At 66.6% G+C, this 2,375-nt stretch carries 1 protein-coding gene and 1 pseudogene; both read left to right on the top strand.

Going from position 1 to position 2,375, the window contains the following annotated elements; genetic code table 11:
• The first annotated feature begins 467 nt into the window (after positions 1 to 467).
• A complete protein-coding gene (gene pdxY, locus AC1VAN_RS21110; RefSeq protein ID WP_032977637.1) occupies positions 468 to 1,376 on the top strand; it encodes a pyridoxal kinase in 909 nt (302 codons plus the stop codon).
• A pseudogene (locus AC1VAN_RS21105) lies at positions 1,373 to 2,367 on the top strand (prephenate dehydrogenase). The gene pdxY and the pseudogene AC1VAN_RS21105 overlap by 4 nt, the downstream one beginning before the upstream one ends.
• Positions 2,368 to 2,375 lie beyond the last annotated feature (8 nt).

The raw sequence follows: 2,375 nt of genomic DNA, 5'->3' as shown, positions 1-2,375 counted from the left end.
CCGTGAATCCATCCCTGGAGGCTTGGCCGCGGCATCCATGCCGCGGACACCCCCGCGACCGGACCCACYCCGCCTTCGACAGATCTCCGCAATCTGTCGGGATGGCATGACTTGCTGTTGGTGAGTGTCGACCTTGGTCGACACGTAGATCCACGGCATGCGTGGACGATTTTCGATTTGGATTTGAATATTCGAGTTGGACAGAGATTCATCCACGCATGGCGTGGATCTACTGCTCGCGGGGGTACTTTCGAAGGCGGGGGACTTTGGGTTTGCGGGGTGTGAGCCGCATGGATGCGGCGACCAAGCCTCCAGGGATGGATTCACGGCGTCCCCGCAAACCCACAGTGCCCCGCCATTCCTCGGAGTGCCGCTGTTGCTGTTGCCTCGGCTTTGGCTGTGGCTGTTGCCTCTGCAGGTGCAGGGCGCAGCCCTGCCGAAACCCCCCTTGGGCGTAGAATGCGGGCATGAGCGAATCCCTCGACAACCACCTGGTCCACGGCCGCCGCCAGCGGCCCGACGGCCCTTCGCCGATCGATGTCATTTCGGTCCAATCACAACTGGTCTACGGCCATGCCGGCAACAGCGCCGCGCTGCCCCCGATGCGTGCGCTCGGCGTGCGCGTGGCCTCGATCCCGACCACGCTGCTGAGCAATGCACCGTTCTACGAGACCACCCGTGGCCGTGTGCTGCCCAGCGACTGGTTTGCCGATCTGCTGCTCGGCACGCATGAACGGGGTCTTCCGCAGCGGGCGAAGATGCTGGTCTCCGGTTACTTCGGCAGCGCTGCCAACGGTGCGGCCTTTGCTGATTGGCTGGACGAGATCCTGCCGGCATGTCCGCAGCTGCGCTACTGTCTGGACCCGGTGATCGGCGATACCCACACCGGTCCCTACGTGGAGCCGGGACTGGAAGCGATCTTCGCTGAGCGCCTGCTGCCGCATGCATGGCTGGTTACCCCGAATGCCTTCGAACTCGGTCGCCTGACCGGCATGCCGGCGCTGGCCGAAGCCGATGCCATTGCTGCTTCGCGCGCGCTGCTGGCACGCGGGCCGCAGTGGGTGCTGGCACACAGCGTCGGCGGCAATCCGGGCGAACTGGTGACGCTGGCTGTGGGTCGCGAGGAAACCTGGCGCTGGACCTCGCCGCTGCTGCCGGTGGATGTGGCAGGCACCGGCGACGTGCTGATGTCGCTGATGGTGTCCTTCCTGCTGCGCGGTGAGCCGATGCAGATGGCCATCTCGCGGGCCATCGCCGGCACCCATGCGGCGCTGGAGGCGACCCTGGCCCACGGCTTCGAAGAGTTCGACGTGATCGCGGCCGCACCGGCGGCACTGGCCGACGGCTTGCGCTTCCGCGCCGAACGGCTGGCATGAGCGATCTGCACGAACGCACGCCGCGCACGGTCGGCATCGTCGGCAGTGCCGGCGCCTATGGACGCTGGCTGACCCGGTTCTTCGAACAGCACATGCAGGTGCGCGTGATCGGCCACGATCCGGCCGATCCGGGTTCGCATGCGCCGGGGTGAAGGAAGCGCCGGTGCAGGCGATGCTGGCCTCGTGCGCCGAAGTGGTGGGCCTGCATCCGATGACGGCGCCGCCCAAGGCGCCGACCCTGAAGGGCCGGGTGATGGTGGTCTGCGAGGCCAGGCTGCTGCATTGGCGGCCCTGGGTGGACGCGTTGTGCCTGGCACTGCAGGCCGAATGCGTGCGCGCCACCCCGCAGCACCATGACCAGATGATGGCGCTGGTGCAGGCGATGGTGCATGCGACCCACTTGGCCCAGGCAGGTGTGCTGCGCGAGTACCAACCGCAGCTGGGCACGCTGGCGGCGATGCTGCCGTATCGATCGGCCTCGTTCGAACTGGATACGGCGATCATCTCGCGCATCCTGTCGTTGAATCCGGCGATCTACGAAGACATCCAGTTCGGCAATCCGTATGTGGCGCCGATGCTGCAACGCCTGATCGGCCAGCTGCAGACGCTGCAGGTACAGGTGGGGCAGGGCGACGACGCTGCGCGGGGCGCGTTCCGCGATCACCTGCTGGAGGCCAACAGGAGTGCCTTCGGCGATCAGGCGCTGGCTGCGGGCAACTACACCTTCGAGCGCGTCGGCTATCTGCTGGCCGACCTGACCGAGCGCAATGCACTGTCGGTACATCTGCCTGAAGACCGCGCCGGTTCGTTGCGTGAGCTGCTGAACGTGTTCGAGCAGCACGGCATCAGCCTCGCCTCGATCCACTCCTCGCGCACGCCTGCCGGCGAAGTGCATTTCCGCATCGGTTTCGTGGCCGGCAGCGAGCCAGGGGCTATCGCGGCAGCCGCGGCCGAAGTGGATGCCAGCGGGATCGGCCGGGTGCTGGCGTAACGCCATTC

The organism is Stenotrophomonas sp. 05L44_2 (assembly GCF_056665995.1).
Note: the sequence above shows the minus strand (reverse complement) of the source record. Positions and strands in the feature narration are given on the sequence as shown.

What these genes read in the sequence shown, in the direction of transcription:
- pdxY (WP_032977637.1), top strand. Translation starts at nt 468, where the DNA reads ATGAGCGAATCCCTCGACAACCACCTGGTCCACGGCCGCCGCCAGCGG.